This window comes from Microbacterium sp. LB12 (genome assembly GCF_037150835.1).
GTDB lineage: Bacteria > Actinomycetota > Actinomycetes > Actinomycetales > Microbacteriaceae > Microbacterium.
The window spans coordinates 45457-62757 of sequence record NZ_JBBCPF010000007.1 but is presented as its reverse complement, the minus strand read 5'-3'; the positions used below and the strand labels follow the sequence as shown (position 1 = coordinate 62757).

Below are 17301 nucleotides of genomic sequence, written 5' to 3'. Positions count from 1 at the left end.
GCTCAGCCGACCGCGCCCGCGGGCTCGAGCGCTGCGTCCTCCGGCGCACGCTTGGCGGTGTTCGCGATGTGCGCACGACCGACGACGATCACCGCGACGATCATCAATGCGACGCCGAGCCAGTACGGGGCGGCATGGCTGACGAGCGCGTAGAGCGCACCGGCGATGAGCGGGGCCGCGGTTCCCATCGCGGCATTCAGCGATTGGGTGGCTCCGCCGAGCCAGCCCTGCTCGTCGTCGCCGACGGCGTTCGACATGGCACCGTCCATCGCCGCCTGCGAGGCGCCCTGACCCGCGGCGAGCATGAGAGCACCGACGATGAACAGCCAGGGCTGGGCGAAGAGCGACGCCACGAGGGCGAGGCCCGCGAGTCCGACCATCTGCGCGATGATGCCGCTGATGATCACACCGCGCTCGCCGATGCGCGGGAGCAGGATGCCGAGCAGCACGCCCTGGATGAGGATGTCGATGATGCCGACGGCCGCGGTGAGGAGCCCGATCTGCGTCGGACCCCACTGGATCGAGTCGAGTGCGAGCACGCTGAAGTTGTTCACGAAGAAGCCGAACGGGAGCGCGAGCAACCCGAAGCCGATCATCAGTCCGCGCAGCTCCTTGCGACCGAAGGCCTCCTTGAAGACTGCGAACGGCTGCACGTCGCGCATTCGGATCGTGCTGATGCGGTTGCCGGGCTTGAGGCTCTCCGGGAGCAGGAAGATGCTGAGGATCGCGATCGTGAGCGCGACGGCGGCCGTGAGGAAGACGGGCAGCTGGATGCTGATCGCGGCGAGCAGACCACCGATCGCGGGGCCGATCATGGTGCCGATGCCGGAGAGCGCGCCGAGGAGGCCGAAGCGCTTGGCACGCTGCTCGGGCGGGGTGATGTCGGCGAGGTAGGCGAACAACGCGGGCAGGTCGCCAGCGGTCAACCCCTGGATGACACGGGCGAGGACGAGCACCCAGAGGGCGCCGCCGATGCCGAACATCGCCATCGAGAATGCCGCCCCGAACGCCGCGACGATGATGACCGGGCGACGACCGAAGCGGTCGGACAGACGCCCGAGGAACGGCGCGACGAGGAACGCGCAGAGTCCGTTGATCGCCTCGAGCACACCCACCCAGATGGCGAGGTCGCTCTCGTGCGAGACGTACTGCAGCACCACGAAGGGCAGGACGGGGAGAACGACCGTCATCCCGATGACGGTCAGCATCGTGAGCACGATGAGCATGACCCAGGCGCGGTTCTGATCCCGTCGCGTGAGGGAGTGGAGTGAAGTCATACCGAAAGTGTATCCGTACCAGTTTTGGTGTCAAGCCAGTTTTGTATCGAATACACGGTAGGCTGTGCGCATGACGAACCCAGAGCCGATCGGACGCCGCGAACGGAAGAAGGCCGCCACCCGCAAGGCGATCTCGGACGTCGCCACGGTGATGTTCCTCGAGCGCGGCTTCGACAACGTGAGCATCCGCGAGGTCGCCGACGCCGCCGACGTCTCCCCCACGACCGTCTTCGCGCACTTTCCGCAGAAGGAAGCCCTCGTGTTCGACGAGGACGACGAGCAGCGCGAACTGCTCGTCGCCGCAGTGCGGAACCGGGCGGCCGGCAGCACGATCAACCGTGCGATCCACGACTTCTACGAGTCCGAGATCCGCGTGAACCTCAGCGAGCACGGCGACGAGGTATCCCGCCGGTTCATGCGCTTCCTCAACGAGACCCCGGCCCTGCGCGACTATGCCGCACGGATGTGGCTCCGCCACGAAGACGCCCTCGCCGAGGTCATCGCCGGGGAACTCGGACTCGCCGACCCCACCGCCGAGATCCGCATCTACGCGCGGTTCGTGCTGCAGCTGCAGCTGCTCGTGACGGAGAGCGACGACCAGCTCGCCGCACTCGAGGCCGGGTTCCGAGTGCTCGAGCACGGCTGGGATCCGGTCGAGGCCGCCCTCGCCGACGCCACGAAGGCCTGACAGCGACGCGGGTCAGCGCGCAGTCGTCACCGTGCAACCCGTCGGGGCGAAGTCGACCCCGAGCGGGATCACCTGTTCGACAGCCGGCTCGCCCAGCGCCCAGACCGTCTGAAGTCCCCTCACGTACCCGCTGCGCTCTCCGTCGGTGTCTACGACCGCCACGATGACGCCGGTCGGCTCGTTCTCGTCGAGGCGGCCGGATCGCTCTCCGGCCGCCTCCACCATCTGTTCGAACTCCGCATCGTCGAGCCTCGAGAGAGGCACCAACGACGGCACGATCCCGATCGCCTCGATCTTCAGCCCCGACGGCCCCAGCGTGGACGCCTGCGCGAGACTCGCACTCACGATCATCGCGGCATCGACGACGACGTAGAGCTTGGGATCCTGGCTGTCTCCGCCGAGGCGGCAGTCCCGTGGCGACGACGACACGACGGGAAAGGGCGATGTCGCGAAGACAGTGCGGAACACCACTCCGCCCAGGATGAGCAGACCGATCAGAACGAGGATCGCCAGGGCGATCACCCAGCCGCGGAGCATTCCGACCGAGCGGCGGTAGACCGGCTCCGGCACCCACGTCATCTGCTCGACCATGGCCCCGAGCCTAGGGACGTCGACCCTCCCGCGGGATCACGATCGCGCATCGCCGCACGACCGACGGACGCGGTCACTCCTCGCGAGGCCGCCGACGGAGACTCTTCACGTCGGTGCGCCGCTGCTTGGCCTTGAGCCGACGCTCCTTCGATCCGCGACTCGGTTTCGTCGGCCGCCGCGCGGGAGCCGGCGGACGCAGTGCCTCGGCGACCAGAGCCACGAGTCGGTCGCGTGCCGCATCCCGGTTGCGCAGCTGCGCGCGATGCTCCGACGCGGCGATCGTGAGGACACCGCCGACCAGTCGACCGCTCAACCGTTCGAGCAGTCGATCCCGCTGTTGCGGCGAGAGCACAGCCGAGTTCGCCGCATCCCAGACGAGCTCCGCCCGCGAGTCCGTAGTGTTCACGCCCTGCCCTCCCGGCCCCGACGAGCGGGAGAAGCGCCACGACAGCTCGGCCTCGGGGATCGTGAGACCCGCCGAGACGCGCAGTCCGGGACGAGGAGCGGTGGCCATGCCTCCATCATCCGGCCTCGCGAGCGGATCCTCGACCCGACGGCGCACGGCTAGCGTGGCGGGCGGAGCTTCGGCGTCCCGATCGGGATGCCATGCACTCCCGCCGGTGTTCGAGGTCGTCGCCGGTTTCGACGGAGTGGACGCGATGCGTCTCCCGGAGAAGGAGATGTTCTGGCCTCGCCTGCCCCTGGCCCGCACTGCACCCGCTCCTCCGGCGTCACTGCACCGTCAGCTCGGTCCCCTGCCCGACATCGACCACCACGCCGACGTAGGACGGCAGTGCCTTCGCGATCTCGTCGCGCAGTTCGTCGAGCGGCGGCGTCGAACCGTCGGGGGTCGTGAGCGAGATCGTCGCGGTCAACCCCGTCCACTGCACGGCGCCGTGGATGTGCGCCTCGGGATCCGCCCCGACCCACTCGGTCGTGGCGTTCTGGATGTCGACCGACCAGCGCGCGATCGCGACCGAGGCGATCGAATTGGCGGCCAGCGGGACGGCGATGATCAGGGCCAGCGTCGCGACGATCGCGTAGGCGCGGCGGCGGTTCGCTGTCGGGGATGATCCCGGATCCCGGGCATACCCGGCCATGGTGAACACGATGCTGCCGGCGATCACGAGCGCGAACACGTTCGAGAGGAACAGCACCAGGGCCCCCAGCGCCTGCGGCCACTGACCCTGCCCGGCGCAGACGCCGACCACGCCGAGCGGGGGGACCAGGGAGATCGCGATGGCGACGCCGGGGAGCACCGCGCTCAGGTCTTTGCGGCACATCGCGAAGCCGCCGGCGAATCCGGTCGCGAGCGCGGCCATCAGGTCCATCAGGCTCGGGGAGGTTCGTCCGAGCACTTGCGAGTTGGTGGAGAGGCTCTCGGGGGTGGCGACGAACACGGCGAACACGAGCCCGAGGGCGATCACGATGCCGACGCCGCTGAGCACCCACAGGATCGAGGAGACGACCAGTCGGAGGTGACCGGTGACGATACCCCAGGCGATGCCGAGGATCGGTGTGCCCAGCGGGGCGATGATCATGGCGCCGATGACGGTCGCCGTGGAGTCGGTGAGCACCCCGGCGATCGCGATCACGCCGGAGAGCGTGAGCATGATGAGGAAGCCCGTCCGCTTGCTGAGGGTGTCCCCCGCGCTCAGGTCGAGCGCATCGTGCAGCGCTTCGGCCGTGAGCCGTTGCGTTCGCGGGATCAGCGTCTGCGTCAGTCGCGACATGTGCCCTTTCCGTCTCTGCCGGTGTTCGACCCCGCGGACACGTCCCGGCTCAGCCCCGGTCGTGCCGTGGAGTGCGAAGTCGGTGCGAAGCGAGCGCTCCGGCTGCGACGAGCAGGAGACCCGCGAGGAGCCACAGGCCGACCGGTGCGTCGAGACCGCTCGACGCCAGCACGCTCGTCGAGATCGTGGCCGTCGCCGTCTGCGGTGGCACCGGGCCGCCGCGTCCCTCTCCCGTGACGGTGGCGACGTTCGTGATCGTGCCCGCACGGACATCGGCGGCCGTGATCCGATACGACGCAGTGCACGTCATCGACGCGCCGCTCTCCAACGACGTTGCCGGACAGGTGACGACGCCCAGCATCGGATCGTCGATCACGATGTCGTCGACCGTGCCGCCGCCGGTGTTCGTGACGACGAACGAGTAGCGCAGTTGTGCACCCTCGCCGACGTCTCCCGCGACCGCGGGCGTCACCGTCTTGGTGAGCGTCAGCGCGGGCTCGGGATCGATCGCCTGCATGCGGAGCGTGCGGATGAGATGCACATCGGTAAAGGCTCCGGTGGATGCCGCGAAGCCGAACTTCACCGCGTCGGGCACCGGAGTCGGCGCCGGCATGGTCAGCACCTGCTGGGAACCGTTGCCGTCGTGGAAGTCGATCGACACCGTGATGGTGTGCACGGGTTCGGGCTCCAGCAGCATCGTCACCGTGCGGCGCGACGGCTCGAGCGCCGTGACCGCGGCGGCAGGGTCGGTGGACAGCGGCCCGACCGTGGCTCCGTGCAGGGTGCCGGGGAGCGTCGAGGCGTTCGGTCCGGTCGCGGTCGCGGCGAGGAAGCAGTACCCGAGGGTCTGATCCGCGCCCACGGGTCCGCGGACTGTGAGCATGTTCTTGCCGGGTGCGGGGATGAGGAACGAGGATCCGGCCGGGGACAGCTGGTCTCCGGAGCAGCCCGCTCCGCGCTGCTCCCAGTCGCCGTAGAAGTTGCCGAGCACGTCGAACCCGAATCCGAGGTAGCCGCCGGCGACACCGGGCACCATGGCGTTTGCGGGGTTGTCATCGGGGAGCTTCTTCGCATAGCCGAGGCTTCCGCCGAAGGCCCCCGGCGCATCGAGGGTCGCCGACGCGTCGACCAGGAAGAACGCGATGCCGTCGGCGGTCTCGCCGTCGAACTGCGGGATGGTCGAATAGCCGCCGTACTGCCACTGCTCGAAGGTGATCTCGACGCCGTCCGTCGCCTGGATCGGGGTGTCGTAGAGCACGGCGCCGGCCTGGTCGGGAAGGGCGTCCGTGAGACGGAGGTATCCGGCAGGGGCGGCACCGAGCGGCGGCGACACAGGGAAGAGCGCCTCGAATCCGGCAGGAGGCGTGCCCTGTGCGGGGCATCCGGCGAGGGTGTGCTCACCGGCCGCGAGCGCTCCGCCGACCGGTGCGCCGGTGAGACAGGCGCTGCCATAGCCGGTGAACTCGGGCACGGCGGTCGCCCCGGTGAAGTCCTCATCGAGCAGCAGCGGGCCGCTCGCCTGCATGCGCACGGCGGGTCCTGCGGCGGACGCCGCCCCTCCCGCCGCGACCAACATGGCCGCCACCACGCATCCGATGACGATCGCTGCCGTCCTGCTCCCGCTCCGACGTCGCATGGTGGCCACAGTAGCGACGCACGCAGGCACGGACAACGGGTCGTCGCCCTCCGTGGGCGAGGGTGTCAGGCTCGAGGATCCGGAGTGGACGCGACGGCGGGAGTCGAACCCGCAACGCCATCAGGTATGAACTGAAGCCCGGGACCGCCCGGATCGCCGCGATGGGAATGACGTTACCCGGCCGTGATCTTTCCCGCCAGGACCGTTCCCTGGGATAACCCTATGAGTCCGCGCATGACGCCGATCGGTCACCCGAGGTCTTCCGGCGCGGCATCGCCCCGCGTGCGACGCAGGTGCGGAACCGTCGACTTCGGCTGCTCCGGTGGCGCGACCTGCGCCGGCCACACCACCGCCTGCGCCACGTAACCGCTCGTGCCGTTCCACGCGAGCGCGGGGTTTCCGTACAGCTCATACCCGAGCTCCAGGGCGCGGCTGACGCGGTGGCAGAACACGGCGTCATCGGGCCCCGTGAGCAATCGGTAGCGCGGCAGCCGCTCGCTCACCGGCGGTGCTCCAGCACGATGCCGGAGGCGATCGTCGTCGGATCGAACTCGACGACGTCGTATTCCGCGTAACCGCGCACAGCGAGCGGATCCTGCTGCAGCAGATCCTCGAGCACCGACCGTTCGACCGGGGCCGCGAGGATCACCCCGCCGACACGCGGCGAGCGCCTGCCGGAGGCGATGAACACCCGGCTGGCGTAGCCCTTCTCCAGCCAGACCATGTGGTCGGGCAGAGTCTGGTCGATGCGATCGAGGCCGACGGTGTAGGTGAGCGTGACGATGTACATCTCGCATCCTTTCGTTGCGACGGCGCCGCGTGTCGCCGTCGGGGTGTGTTCGCGGAACGCCCCGCCGCCCGGAGACAAGCGGGCGGCGGGGCGGGTGAGGTCGCGCGATCAGCGACGGGCGCGTCGGCGGACCAGCAGCAGGACGGCTCCTGCCGCGACCGCGCCGATTCCGGTGATGAGCACAACGACCGGAACATCTCCACCCGTGATCGCGAGGCCACCCCCAGCCGTCGGAGTCGGAGCACTCGTCGGAGCAGTCGTCGGCGTCGGCGTCGGCGTCGGTACCGGCGCGGGCGGGATCTCCACGTTGCCGTCATCGGGCGGCGATACCACCGGTGGTCCGCTCGGCGGCGTGCCCGTGGTCGTCGCCGTGTTGGTCACCGTGCCGGCCGTGACATCCGCCGCGGTGAGCTGGTACGTCGCCGAGCAGTCGATGGCCGCCCCGACGCCGAGAGTGACCGCGCCGTTCGCGATCCCATCCGGACCACACGTGATCACCCCCAACGCCCCCGTGCCGCTGAACGCGGTCTCGTCGACCCTGACGTCCGTCAACGGGACGTTCCCCGTGTTGGTGACGTGGAACGTGTAGGTGATCGTGTCGCCCACCGCCGCAGCGGTCGCCGGATCGGCCTCCTTATCGAGCGATAGGGACGGAGCCGGCGGAATGATCACATTCCCGTCGTCGGGCGGCGACACGACGGGCGGACCGGAGGGCGGCGTGCCCGTCGTCGTCGCGGTGTTCGTGACCTGCCCCGCCGCTGTGTCCGCCGCGGTGAGCTGGTAGGTCGCCGTGCAGTCGATAGCGGCCCCCACCGCAAGCGTCGCTGTGCCGTTGGCGACACTGTTCGGACCGCACGTGATCGGGCCCAGGCTGCCGGTGCCAGTGAACGCCGTCTCGTTCACGGTGACGTTCGCGAGCGGGACGAGACCGGTGTTCGTGACGTGGAAGGTGTACGCGATTGTGTCTCCCACGTTCGACGCCGACGTCGGCGTGACGCTCTTCTCGAGGGCGATGGACGGAGTCGTGACGAACTGCGCCGCGACCAGATCGAGGCCGCCGTTCACGTTCGCGTCGGTCGTCAGGTTCCATGCGGGTGGGTTCATGCTGGTCTCGTCGTTGGCGACGAGCGCCACCCCGTACACGGTCTGCCCAGACGGGATGCCCAGGTCGGCGAGTGAGATGTAGAGCCCGCGGATGTTCTGACCCGACACCGCATCGCTGGGGTGCCAGACCGTGTCCGTGACGTCCTTGCGCAGCACGGTCGCGCTCACGGCAGGAATCAGGTTCGCGGCACCCGCCCACTGGGAGACCGGAATCGGCAGGACCGGGCCGAACGCCGTCGGGCTGCCGTCCGCTGCCACAGCCGTGATCGCGGCGATCTTGAACGCATCGTTGCCGCCGCGCTCGGCGATGATCACACCCGTCCCCGCGGGATCGTTCGTCGCGAACGGCTCGCGTTTCACGTCGATCCGCTCGATGTCGTTCACGTTCGCCCCACCCGCGTTCGCGAACACGTTGTCCGCCCCGTCGGTGAGCACCTCGTCGGAGAGGATGTCGAACATGTCCCGTGATCCCGGGTCGGAGCCCAGGATGTCATCATGCGTGCCGGTGTCGACGCTCCAGATGATCTGACGATCGGTCGAGACCTGCGCGTTGGGCACGCGCAGGGCCGTCTTGGTACCGGGATCGACGCCGCCGTCGGCGGTCGGAACGAACTCGAAGACCCTCCCACCGATCGTGTACGAGGTCACGCTGCGGGCATCGCCCGACCCGTAGTGCACGTCGACAGGAGCCCCGCACACCGGCACTCCGGCACCGCAGGGCGTGCCGGTCGTGGTGCTCACCGTCGATCGCACACCCGGCGTTCCCACGAGCGTGGCTCCCGAGACGTTCTCGACCGCCGCTGCGGGCGTGAGAGCCACGAGCGTCAGCAACGCTGCGCCGATCACCCCCGCGATGCCGAATCCGGACGTTCTTCTTCTCATTCGTTCCCCCTTGGTGGAGCTCATTGCGACTCGGCGTCTGCCGACGGCTGCTCGTGCGGTGGTCTCTCGCCGCGCCCGCTGCGCGGACCCTTCCTCACTCCGCACGCGAGTACATCGCCACCCAGTCGACCTGGAAGTGGCCGGCGGCGGACGGATCGGGTGACGGTGAATTGACGGCCGTCTCGAGCTGGAGCACCCAGTGGAACTCGGTGGCCGGCACGCGATCGGTCGTCGTGCCGAGCCGCTCACCGTCGAGGTAGTAGGTCAGGCTGCCGGGCTGCCAGTCGATCGTGGCCACATGCCAGTTCCCGTCGGAGGCCGACACCTTGGTGCGCACGCCGGCCGTGTCACCGTTCAGATCGCCGCGCCCTGCGGCATAGCGGTTCGCGTACATGTACGGGTCAGTGCCGAGGTCGGAGAGCTCGGGGAAGTCGACCTCGCCCTCACGCCACACGTCCGAGTCGGGCCAGAGAATCGAGACCGCCTTGTACCCGGGGACGGGATCACTGCGGAAGCGCATGGAGTAGCGGCCGTAGAGCTGCCCCCAGTTGCCCTGTTCCACCTCGGGCACCAAGGCGGCGACCCGCGGCCCCTGCGCCGTCGAGTGGAGATACCAGTCGAGCACGCCGTCTTTCGCGGAGAGCACGTCGGAGTCGTACGTCCCGTGCCCCGAGGTATCCTTCATGCCGTCGTACGTATTGAACCGATCGGCGTAGACACTGCTCGAGAAGCCGCCCTGTGCGAACGAGGTGTCGAAGTCCTCCGCCAGGATCTGGTGCCAGCCGGGCAGGTCTCCGACCGGGAGCGCGTCACTGGGGCCCTGATCCGACTGGTCATCGGTCTGCGGCACGACCGGAGACGCCGGTGCGGCCAGCGGAACCCGCGCCGCGCGCACCGATGAACGGCTTGCGGCCTGTGGCGCCTGCGCCTGCGGTGTCGACTCCTCTGGCGCGGGTGATCCGGACGAAGACGGCGGCGACGCCGGAGCGACGGGAGCGGCGGGGACGACCGGCTTGCTCGGAGCGACCGGAGTGACCGGCGTCACCGGCCGTGGGACCGGCACCGACGCCGCCGGTGGGCCCGCGTCCTCCGCACCCGGGTCGGTGGCCTCCTCGTCGGCTGGCGGCTCCGTCGCCGGCTCCTCGCTCGGAGGCATCGTCAGGTCTTCGGTGTTCGGCGTCGACCGAGGAGCCGTCGATGTGACTTCATCGGCCATCTGCGATTGCACCGGGGTGCTGCACGCAGCTAACCCGACACAGCTCCCCACGACGAGAAGGGGAACGATGACGCGGAGTCGGGGTGACATGGGATGCCTCTTTCCGTCGGGATCGGGATCGTGACCGGCGCAGCGCACCGGACCAGAGCATGAACATGGGCGTCCCTCAGGAAGGCGACGACAGTGCAGGAGGCGTCGGTGGGAACTCGCGCCGTCACCGACCCCTCCTGCACTGCTCTCCAGTCGTTCTTCCCCAGTAGCGCACGACATGCAACACGTAACATGCTACAAGGTCTGTGCGACTATCCAAAGACCTCGCGAGCTTCTCGCCATGCACCGTGCGTCCACGCGGAGGTGCGGCCCCGTACCCGAAACCAAGCCGCACCTCCCAGTGCGTGGCACTGGCCGGGCGCGAAGCACCCGGGAGGCCGGCCGCCCGCCGAAGCGGGGGCCGGCCACTCCGCGGTCATCCCGACCCCCATCGAGTCGACCGCAGAGGCTCATCCTCCGGAAGGAGGAACCGCAGCAGGTAACACATTACAGGTCACCGATATACAACCCTGTGCGTACGCTGACAGCGCGCCGTCGCCGCACGCGCGACCATCCCGATCGACGACGATGGGGAGCATGCTCTGGCCATTCGGATCGACCTGGCGCCCGGTGCGGCACACGCGCCGCGACACGGTCGACCTGCGATGGCTGAGCGCCCGAGCGTGGACCCGACGCTGGTACCCGCAGGGCATCGACCTCGGCGAGTGGCGCGGGAGACGAGCCCTGGCCGTGACCTGGTTCCGGCAGGAACTCACCGGAACGCACCTCGCCTCGCGCGTCACCCTCATCGACCTCGACCGCTCACGACACCTCGATGTGCTCCTCGCCGTCGCCGACGATGAGGGCGGACTCGCACCCGCCCCGATTCACGCCGGCGGTCTCGCCTGGTTCGATGATCGACTGTTCGTCGCGGCGACCGGACGCGGCATCTGGGAGTTCGACCTGTCCGACATCCGCGAGGTGCGCGGCGAACTCGCTCACCGGCTCGCCGGAGGTGGGCGCGGCAAGGGCTCGACGGCACTCGCCGCGGTGCGGACCCGCGTGCATCCGGTGGCGCTGCGCTGCTCCTACCTCGGGCGCGTGTTCGACCAGGACGGCACACCCCTGCGTCGCGTTCTCATCGGCGAACACCGCACCGACGAAAGCGGACGGATCGGCGAGTTCACGGTCCCCGAGAGCGACGGCGACAGTTTCAGCGAGGTCGACCGCTTCTCCCCCGCCATCCCCCGCATGCAGGGAGCGGTCCGCTGGGGCGATCGCCACTTCGTGTCGCAGTCGGATCGAATGCACCCCGGCACGCTGTGGGCAGGGCCACGTGATGCACTGCAGCGCGACCGCGTGCCGCTCCCCGTCGGGTGCGAAGACCTGGCGCTCGACCCCGATGCCCGCCTGCTGTGGTCACTCGGGGAGCACCCGTGGCACCGTGTCGTACGGGGCATCCCCCTCGCTCGTCTCGGCATCGACAGCGACGCTGACGGCGCCCCCGCACCGCGAACGTAGACTGGTGGGGTGAAGAAGCCCGCGCCTTTCCTCGTCTACACCGTGCTGCGGCTGCTGGCGTTCCTCGTCCCGCTCGCGATCCTCTGGTTCTTCTTCCCGATCTTCCGCGAGTTCTGGTGGCTGGCCGCGATCTTCGCCGCCCTCATCGGCGTCAGCATCTCGATGCTGTTCCTGCGCGCGCCCCTGACCGACGCCTCTGCGCGCCTGCAGGAACGCCGAGAGAGCCGCTCGTCCGCGAGCCAGGCCGATGCCGACGCCGAGGACCAGGCCGTCGACGACGCCGACGCCCGCGACTGACGTGTGCCCGAGCGACTGAGCTCGACTCGAAGGATCAGGCCACGAAAGCCCAGAACAGTGCCCCCGCGTACAGCAGCGCCGTCAGCGACGTGAGGGCGAGAGCCGTGACCAGCTCCTTCGGCTGGCGGTACGACCAGACGATCGCGATCGCCGGCAGCCCCGCCAGCAGAGCCAGCAGCGAGATCCACGCGACCGGGAACAGCAGCGCCAGGACCGCGGCGATGACGAACGGCGCCAGCACGAACAGCGTGAACAGCACCTGGGTCGCGCGGCGGCCGATCAGCACCGTCAGCGTGCGCTTTCCCACCAACCGGTCCTGATCGATGTCGCGGAGGTTGTTCGCGAGCAGCACGGCGCAGGCGAAGAGACCGGCCGCGATCGCCCCGAGCCAGGCCTGCTGCGGCAGGTCGAAGATCTGCACCCACGTCGTGCCGAGAGTGGCGACCAGGCCGAAGAACACGAACACGAAGACCTCGCCGAGGCCGAAGTATCCGTAGGGCCGCTTGCCCCCGGTGTAGAACCACGCGGCGACGATGCACGCGGCGCCGACGGCCAGCATCCACCACTGCCCCGTGCGCACCACGATCGCGAGCCCGACGAGTGCTGCGAGAGCGAAGAACACCAGCCCGATGATCAGCACGGTGCGCGGACGCACGCGGCCCGAGGCGGTCAGACGTGCGGGCCCGACCCGGTGCGCATCGGTGCCCCGCACGCCATCGCTGTAGTCGTTGGTGAAGTTCACGCCGATCTGCAGGAACACCGCCACGGCGAGGCAGGCCAGCGCGATGACCCAGTGGAACTCGGGCTCGGTGCTGCGTGCCGCACCCGTGCCGATGACAACCGGCGCGATCGCGAGCGGCAGCGTGCGCAGACGTGCGGCCCCGATCCAATCGGCTACCGTCACCGGCCCCGCTTCGACGACCGGGCGCTTCGCCGGATTCCCGCTCGTGCGGGTCGGCGTGCGCTTCGCACTCTGGGTCTTCTTCTTGCGCTGGGAGGATGCTGCCACGCAGGGAATCCTACTGGCCGGGCCGATGCCCGCCCCTCACGCGTGCGGGTTGCTGTCCTTGCCGTCGAGCCAGAGCGTGTCGGACGCATCCGCGTGAGCGCCACCCGAGCCGACGTGCTTGGCGCTGATCTGCGGCCCCTTCGTGATCACGTGCACGAGCGCCATCGCGTGCCCCTGACCCAGCTGATAGTCCTCTTTCAACCACGCCACGATCGGTGCGGCCTTCGTGGTGCTGTCGAAGCCCTTCTCCGTCGCCAGCGCGATGAACTGCCGTGGGGTGAGGCCGGTCTTGGTCTCGATGTTGTCGAGGTATGCCTGGAAGGACATGTCTGCTCCGATGCTCAGTCCTCGTCGAGGAACGTCTGGATGATGGTGGCGGAGGCGTGGATGCCGATGATCGTGAGCACCCCGTCGCCCACGTTCGTGAAACGGTGCGGAACGTAGGCGGGCCCGGTGGCCGTGTCTCCCGCCTGGGCGAGGAAGGTCTCCTCGCCCACCGTGATGGACGCGACGCCCTCGATGACCACCCAGGTCTCAGGATAGGGATGCCAGTGCATTCCCGGCCCCTCCCCCGGTTGATTCTCGACGAAGAAGTACGACACGTCAGCACCGTGGTCGGCACCGACGAACCGGCGGCTACGCCCCGTGCCGATGCGGAGGTCGGCGGCGGCGACGACACCCGGGAGAAGTGGTGTGCTGTTCATGATCCCAGTCTCGACAGCGCTCAGGGCAAGCCCTAGAGTTTCGATGTGGATCGAAACTCCGTTCCGGTCGAGGGCGTCGAGCACCCCGACCACCGCGTCGAGTTCCACCTGAGCCCCGGCGACATCGAGGCGGTGCGATTCGGCATCTCGCCCGGGCACGAGCTGGCCCACGCCGTGCGGGTACTGCTGCGTCCGGCGGCACATCCCCTGCAATGGGGATGGCTGCGAGCCGTGCGCGCCCGCCTGCCCCGAGACGACTTCGCGCTGCTCGCGACCGTGATCGGCGACGACGGGTACCTGCCCGACTTCCTGACGACCGCACCCCGGTGGGACCTGACTCCCGCGGTCGAACTCGCCGAGCTGCGCGCCGCGCCTCTCGCCCCGATGCGCGTGGACTTCGAGAAGATGGTGGTGCGCTCGACGGGCGCCCGCCGACAAGCACTGCGGGACATGAGAGATCATCCGCAGCAGGCGCGTCGGATGATCGCCGACGCCTGGTCGGCCGTGTGGGACGCAGCCCTCGCCCCGGTGTGGCCGCAACTCGAACGGCTGTTGCGCGCCGACATCGCCGTCCGCGCACGCACCATCGCGAGCACCGGCATCGGGGGAATGGCCGGCGATCTGCACCGGCAGGTCACCTGGGGCGACGGCGCCGTCCGCGTCTCACTGCGCCGTCACAGCGAACAGGTGGACTGCCGCGGAAGCGGCCTCGTGCTGGCCCCGTCCGTCATGTCGTCATGGGGCTGCATGGTCCTGACCGAGCCACCGGCTCAGCCCACCCTGTTCTATCCTGCGCGAGGCGTCACGGCCGGGTGGGCGCGGGATTCCGCGGACATCGCCGACGCTCTCGGCGCGTTGCTGGGTCCGGCACGCGCGGGCATGCTGCTTCGGGCCGGCACCGCCCGCACGACGACCCAGATCGCTCTCGATGCCGGCCTTGCGATATCCACCGCATCCCATCATCTGACCGTGCTGCGCGGTGCAGGGCTGATCGCCAGCGAGCGCGACGGGAGCAGGATGCTCCACCTGCGCACCCCCTTGGGCGAGGCTCTGGTGGGCGCCGCGCTGTGACACTCGCGGCACGGACTACTCGGCAGAGCCCACCGGGATGATCGGGCGGTGTTCGTAGTAGGTCTGCAGCACCACGGTGGTGCGCGTGCTGACGTTCGCCGCGAGACGCACGTCGCGCACCAGCTCCTCGAGGGCGCGCGGGGAGGCGACCCGAACGAACAGCATGTAACTCGCGTCACCGGCGATGGAGTGGCACGCCTCGATCGCATCCAGGTGCTCGAGCAGCTCGGGCGCGTTGTCGGGCTGAGCCGGGTCGAGGGGGGTGATCTCGATGAACGCCGACAGCGGAGTGCCCACCTGCTCGGGGTCGAGGATCGCGCGGTAACCGGTGATCACGCCTCGGGTCTCGAGCCGACGCAACCGCGACTGCACCGCCGAGACCGAGAGGCCGACGGCATCCGACAATTGGGAGAGGGTGGCGCGCCCGTCACGGGAGATCGCGGCCAGGATCGCACGGTCGACAGAGTCATCCATGGCTGTAAGATTATCGTCAGGATTCCGCATACGCCGGAATCTTTCCGTCAAACACTCCGATCGGAGGTCCCGATGTCCCTCATTTCCGCCAACAGTTCCGCTGTTCAGGCCATCGTCGGCGAACCCGAGGTCGTCGAGGACGCATCGGTCGCCGAGCAGTCCACCGCCTGGGCGCAGCTCAAGGACGCCGCGATCGCGATCCGCGAGCTGCAGATCAAGGACGGATCCATCCCGGATGCCGCACACCACGACGATGCCCGCGCGCTCGTCGGTGCCATCACCGCCGCGATCCGCGCCCTCGCCCCCGCCTTCCCGCACGACGCCGATTACCTCGCCGCGTCGGTCGTCGACTTCGACCGCTGGTCCGCCTCGGACTTCGGCGTGCCCGACTTCCTCGACTCGCTCGTAGCCTTCCAGCCCCAGCAGCACCGCATCGACGGCATCCGCCACCTCGTCGTGTTCCCGATGTACACGCAGAACGGCTCGAGCGACCGCCTGGTCGAGGCCCTGATCGTCGAGACGATCTGGCCGGAGTTCATCGCCGCACTCGAAGCGGGCGACTACGGCAACAAGCTGTTCGTCTCGCTGCGGCTCGTCGACTTCACTCCCGGCTACGACACGAACTCGGCCGTGCTGTTTCCCGAGACCGTCGCGATGCGCGAGATCCCGACCTTCACGTGGGGCGCGATCTTCCAGGACCGCGAGGCCGCCCGCTACCGCCGCGTCACGCGGGCCGCCGCCGAGATCACCAACCTCGACCTGCCCGAGCGCGCCGCCGCGATGCTCGACGACCAGGCGATGGCCGAGAAGACGTTCGTGATGTGGGACATCATCCACGACCGCACCCACATGCGCGGCGATCTGCCCTTCGACCCGTTCATGATCAAGCAGCGGATGCCGTTCTTCCTCTACTCGCTGGAGGAGATGCGCTGCGACATGACCGCGTTCCGCGAGTCGGTGAAGATCGAGCGGGCCCTCGCGGCCCGGATCGCCGCCGGCGAGGAGCTCACGGCGATCGAGCAGGAGACCCACGACTACGCGCACCTCGTGCAGTACGCGGTGATCTTCGACCGCATCTTCCGCTTCGCGATCACCGGCACCCGCACGCGCAACTACGACGCGGTCGGCGGGCAGTTGCTGTTCGCGTGGCTGCACCAGCGCGGTGTGCTGCACTGGACCGACACGGCCCTCGCCTTCGACTGGGACGCCGTGCCCGACGCGGTCGTGGCGCTCGGAGACGCGATCGACGACCTGTACTGGCACTCGATCGACCGTCCCAAGGTCGCGCACTGGCTCGCGGCGTACGAACTCGTCCGCGGCACGCTCACCCCGCACCCCGCATCGCAGTGGGCCCGCGGCCTGTCGGACGAGATCCTCGCCGGCGCGCCGAAGGGCTACACGGACGCGGTGATGGACGACGAGTTCCCCCTGTCGATGTTCTTCGAGACCCTCGACAAGAAGATGAAGCCGGTCATCGAGTCAACCGTCGGCATCCGCGGCAGCGACGACTGACGACACGCGGCCGGGTCGGCCCACGCCGATCCGGCCGCTTGTGGTCGAACCACCCCTTTGCGTACGTTCGCGGGGGGGTGGTTCGCAGAAAGAGGGGTGGTTCGGCCATGAGTGCAGGGCGCGTGATCGTTCTCGCGGGCGGGAGCGGAGCAACCGGAGAGGTGCTCGCGCGAAGGCTCGTCGGGGCGGGGCATCGCGTCGTCGTGACCGGACGGTCCGCGACGCGACTCGCCGAGCTCACCGATCGAGTCGCCGGCGCCGAAACGGTCGTCACCGACGCGACCTCGCTCGACGACATGACCGCGCTGGCCGCAGGCATCGGCCCCGTGGATGCGGTGATCCCGCTCGTCGGCGGCTGGCGCGGCGGCGGCGGCCTCGCAGGGCAATCCGACGACGACTTCGCGGCACTGCTTCCCGCGCTCGATGCCGTCCGCGCCACCAGCCGCGCATTCGACGACGCCCTGCGCGCTTCCCCCGCCGGGCGCTTCGCGATCGTGTCGTCCACCGCCGTCGCGCGACCCCTCGCGGGAGGCGCGAACTACGCCGCGGTGAAGGCTGGGAGCGAAGCCTGGACCAGAGCCGTCGCTCAGGGATACGTCAAGGCCGCGCGTGAGGCGGAAGAGCCGCTGCGGGCGGCATCCGTCGTGTTCCGCGCCAAGGCGCTCGACCCCGAGACTCTCGTCGCACGGATCCTCACGCTGTGGGATCAGGACGCGTCCGAGCTCAACGATCGCGTGTTCGATCTGGACTGACCCGTCGCCTGAAC

At 69.2% G+C, this 17301-nt stretch carries 19 protein-coding genes and 1 tRNA gene; 6 read left to right on the top strand and 14 right to left on the bottom strand.

The window, feature by feature from the left end:
• Positions 1-2: 2 nt before the first annotated feature.
• Positions 3-1277 carry a tetracycline efflux MFS transporter Tet(42) gene (tet(42), locus tag WFM69_RS13305; RefSeq protein ID WP_337005434.1) on the bottom strand — a complete coding sequence of 425 codons (1275 nt, stop codon included), beginning with the start codon at positions 1275-1277 and terminating at the stop codon, positions 3-5.
• 70 nt (positions 1278-1347) lie between these two features.
• Here tet(42) and WFM69_RS13300 point away from each other — a divergent pair, with 70 nt between their 5' ends.
• Positions 1348-1965, top strand: a complete 618-nt coding sequence (locus WFM69_RS13300; protein WP_337005432.1) for a TetR/AcrR family transcriptional regulator — start codon at positions 1348-1350, stop codon at positions 1963-1965.
• 12 nt (positions 1966-1977) lie between these two features.
• On the opposite strand, the gene WFM69_RS13295 is transcribed toward WFM69_RS13300, so the two are convergent.
• The 9 genes from WFM69_RS13295 to WFM69_RS13255 all read right to left on the bottom strand — a co-directional run bounded on the left by WFM69_RS13295 (position 1978) and on the right by WFM69_RS13255 (position 9917).
• Positions 1978-2556, bottom strand: coding sequence for a hypothetical protein (locus tag WFM69_RS13295; RefSeq protein WP_337005430.1), 579 nt, complete (start codon positions 2554-2556; stop codon positions 1978-1980).
• 73 nt (positions 2557-2629) lie between these two features.
• Entirely contained in the window at positions 2630-3070 is a 441-nt protein-coding gene (gene arfB, locus WFM69_RS13290; protein WP_337005428.1) for an alternative ribosome rescue aminoacyl-tRNA hydrolase ArfB, read from the bottom strand.
• A 217-nt stretch (positions 3071-3287) separates the two neighbouring features.
• Positions 3288-4289 (bottom strand): TIGR00341 family protein, encoded by a 1002-nt coding sequence (locus WFM69_RS13285; RefSeq protein WP_337005426.1) that lies wholly within the window; start codon positions 4287-4289, stop codon positions 3288-3290.
• Between the two features lie 49 nt (positions 4290-4338).
• Entirely contained in the window at positions 4339-5925 is a 1587-nt protein-coding gene (locus WFM69_RS13280) for a DUF7507 domain-containing protein (RefSeq protein WP_337005424.1), read from the bottom strand.
• Positions 5926-6010: 85 nt separating this feature from the next.
• Positions 6011-6086 (bottom strand) — tRNA-Met (locus WFM69_RS13275).
• Positions 6087-6173: 87 nt separating this feature from the next.
• Positions 6174-6428, bottom strand: coding sequence for a DUF1737 domain-containing protein (locus WFM69_RS13270; RefSeq protein ID WP_337005422.1), 255 nt, complete (start codon positions 6426-6428; stop codon positions 6174-6176).
• Complete coding sequence (locus WFM69_RS13265) at positions 6425-6715, bottom strand: YciI family protein (protein ID WP_337005420.1); 291 nt, start codon at positions 6713-6715, stop codon at positions 6425-6427. Before WFM69_RS13265 ends, WFM69_RS13270 begins: the two co-directional genes overlap by 4 nt.
• A gap of 108 nt (positions 6716-6823) precedes the next feature.
• Positions 6824-8701 (bottom strand): DUF7507 domain-containing protein, encoded by a 1878-nt coding sequence (locus tag WFM69_RS13260; RefSeq protein WP_337005418.1) that lies wholly within the window; start codon positions 8699-8701, stop codon positions 6824-6826.
• A gap of 94 nt (positions 8702-8795) precedes the next feature.
• On the bottom strand, positions 8796-9917 hold the full coding sequence (locus WFM69_RS13255) for a glycoside hydrolase family 16 protein (protein ID WP_337005416.1): 1122 nt from the start codon (positions 9915-9917) through the stop codon (positions 8796-8798).
• A gap of 627 nt (positions 9918-10544) precedes the next feature.
• Between WFM69_RS13255 and WFM69_RS13250 the strand changes: the two genes are divergently transcribed.
• Positions 10545-11468, top strand: a complete 924-nt coding sequence (locus WFM69_RS13250; protein ID WP_337005414.1) for a hypothetical protein — start codon at positions 10545-10547, stop codon at positions 11466-11468.
• 9 nt (positions 11469-11477) lie between these two features.
• Entirely contained in the window at positions 11478-11765 is a 288-nt protein-coding gene (locus tag WFM69_RS13245) for a DUF4229 domain-containing protein (RefSeq protein WP_337005412.1), read from the top strand.
• Between the two features lie 34 nt (positions 11766-11799).
• Here the strand turns inward: WFM69_RS13245 and WFM69_RS13240 are convergent, their stop codons facing one another.
• Genes WFM69_RS13240 through WFM69_RS13230 form a run of 3 tightly spaced genes read right to left on the bottom strand, consistent with a single transcriptional unit; the run spans position 11800 to position 13478 of the window.
• Complete coding sequence (locus tag WFM69_RS13240; protein ID WP_337005410.1) at positions 11800-12774, bottom strand: 1,4-dihydroxy-2-naphthoate polyprenyltransferase; 975 nt, start codon at positions 12772-12774, stop codon at positions 11800-11802.
• Positions 12775-12810: 36 nt separating this feature from the next.
• Entirely contained in the window at positions 12811-13101 is a 291-nt protein-coding gene (locus tag WFM69_RS13235) for a DUF4287 domain-containing protein (protein WP_337005408.1), read from the bottom strand.
• 14 nt (positions 13102-13115) lie between these two features.
• Positions 13116-13478 carry a cupin domain-containing protein gene (locus WFM69_RS13230; protein ID WP_337005406.1) on the bottom strand — a complete coding sequence of 121 codons (363 nt, stop codon included), beginning with the start codon at positions 13476-13478 and terminating at the stop codon, positions 13116-13118.
• Positions 13479-13523: 45 nt separating this feature from the next.
• Here WFM69_RS13230 and WFM69_RS13225 point away from each other — a divergent pair, with 45 nt between their 5' ends.
• Positions 13524-14549, top strand: coding sequence for an ArsR/SmtB family transcription factor (locus WFM69_RS13225; protein ID WP_337005404.1), 1026 nt, complete (start codon positions 13524-13526; stop codon positions 14547-14549).
• Between the two features lie 15 nt (positions 14550-14564).
• On the opposite strand, the gene WFM69_RS13220 is transcribed toward WFM69_RS13225, so the two are convergent.
• Positions 14565-15023: an Lrp/AsnC family transcriptional regulator gene (locus WFM69_RS13220; protein WP_337005402.1), complete on the bottom strand. Its 459-nt coding sequence runs from the start codon at positions 15021-15023 to the stop codon at positions 14565-14567.
• Positions 15024-15095: 72 nt separating this feature from the next.
• Between WFM69_RS13220 and WFM69_RS13215 the strand changes: the two genes are divergently transcribed.
• Together WFM69_RS13215 and WFM69_RS13210 are read left to right on the top strand one after the other, a co-directional pair.
• Positions 15096-16535 carry a DUF6421 family protein gene (locus tag WFM69_RS13215; RefSeq protein WP_337005400.1) on the top strand — a complete coding sequence of 480 codons (1440 nt, stop codon included), beginning with the start codon at positions 15096-15098 and terminating at the stop codon, positions 16533-16535.
• 107 nt (positions 16536-16642) lie between these two features.
• Positions 16643-17287 carry an SDR family NAD(P)-dependent oxidoreductase gene (locus WFM69_RS13210; RefSeq protein WP_337005398.1) on the top strand — a complete coding sequence of 215 codons (645 nt, stop codon included), beginning with the start codon at positions 16643-16645 and terminating at the stop codon, positions 17285-17287.
• The last annotated feature ends 14 nt before the right edge of the window (positions 17288-17301 follow it).

Coding starts and splice junctions, on each gene's coding strand:
- WFM69_RS13260 (WP_337005418.1), bottom strand. CDS start 8,701: ATGAGAAGAAGAACGTCCGGATTCGGCATCGCGGGGGTGATCGGCGCA.
- WFM69_RS13220 (WP_337005402.1), bottom strand. CDS start 15,023: ATGGATGACTCTGTCGACCGTGCGATCCTGGCCGCGATCTCCCGTGAC.
- WFM69_RS13300 (WP_337005432.1), top strand. CDS start 1,348: ATGACGAACCCAGAGCCGATCGGACGCCGCGAACGGAAGAAGGCCGCC.
- WFM69_RS13295 (WP_337005430.1), bottom strand. CDS start 2,556: ATGGTCGAGCAGATGACGTGGGTGCCGGAGCCGGTCTACCGCCGCTCG.
- WFM69_RS13280 (WP_337005424.1), bottom strand. CDS start 5,925: ATGCGACGTCGGAGCGGGAGCAGGACGGCAGCGATCGTCATCGGATGC.
- arfB (WP_337005428.1), bottom strand. CDS start 3,070: ATGGCCACCGCTCCTCGTCCCGGACTGCGCGTCTCGGCGGGTCTCACG.
- WFM69_RS13250 (WP_337005414.1), top strand. CDS start 10,545: ATGCTCTGGCCATTCGGATCGACCTGGCGCCCGGTGCGGCACACGCGC.
- WFM69_RS13265 (WP_337005420.1), bottom strand. CDS start 6,715: ATGTACATCGTCACGCTCACCTACACCGTCGGCCTCGATCGCATCGAC.
- WFM69_RS13285 (WP_337005426.1), bottom strand. CDS start 4,289: ATGTCGCGACTGACGCAGACGCTGATCCCGCGAACGCAACGGCTCACG.
- WFM69_RS13215 (WP_337005400.1), top strand. CDS start 15,096: ATGTCCCTCATTTCCGCCAACAGTTCCGCTGTTCAGGCCATCGTCGGC.
- WFM69_RS13210 (WP_337005398.1), top strand. CDS start 16,643: ATGAGTGCAGGGCGCGTGATCGTTCTCGCGGGCGGGAGCGGAGCAACC.
- WFM69_RS13235 (WP_337005408.1), bottom strand. CDS start 13,101: ATGTCCTTCCAGGCATACCTCGACAACATCGAGACCAAGACCGGCCTC.
- WFM69_RS13255 (WP_337005416.1), bottom strand. CDS start 9,917: ATGGCCGATGAAGTCACATCGACGGCTCCTCGGTCGACGCCGAACACC.
- WFM69_RS13230 (WP_337005406.1), bottom strand. CDS start 13,478: ATGAACAGCACACCACTTCTCCCGGGTGTCGTCGCCGCCGCCGACCTC.